Below are 628 nucleotides of genomic sequence, written 5' to 3' on the forward strand. Positions count from 1 at the left end.
CAGAGCCGCAAGGAGGTTCTTTCATGTGAAGTAGCTAGTTTATCGCAGTAACTTCATTACTCACCCTAACTTCATGCATACTTCTTAATTCCATCCTTAACACTAAATTTCATCCTTTGCAAATACCACTCTGAGCCCTTCCTAGTTAAAATTTAGCACGCAGAGCTGCAAGGAGGTTCTTTCATGTGAAGTAGCTAGTTTATCGCAGTAACTTCATTACTCACCCTAACTTCACCCATACTTCTAAATCCCATGCTTAACACTAAAATTAATCCTTTGAAAATACCTTTCTGAGCCCTATACAATTAAAATAACCCTCCCAAAACACTACCCCCTATCATGTCTCTTTGTTTCTTGTTTCTTGTTTCTTGTCTCTTGTCTTTTGTCTCTTGTTTCTTGTCTCTACGAGAGATCGTAGATTATACATACTTGGTACTTTGTACTTAATACAATTGATTCTTATTTCTTTTATCTTGTCTCTTGTCTCTTATCTCTTGTTTCTTCCCCATAAACGCCAAAAGCCTCTCAGTTTCCTGAAAGGCTTCTTAATAATGTGGCGGCGACCTACTCTCCCGGGTGTAACCCCAGTACCATCGGCGCGGCAGGGCTTAACTTCTCTGTTCGGGAT

The 628-nt window shown here is 40.0% G+C and carries 1 rRNA gene; it reads right to left on the bottom strand.

Annotation, left to right across the window (positions count from 1 at the left end):
- Window positions 1-551 precede the first annotated feature (551 nt).
- Window positions 552-628, bottom strand: a 5S ribosomal RNA gene (gene rrf, locus MM214_RS19215); the annotation flags it as partial.

The organism is Belliella kenyensis (assembly GCF_022549675.1).
Lineage (GTDB): Bacteria > Bacteroidota > Bacteroidia > Cytophagales > Cyclobacteriaceae > Belliella > Belliella kenyensis.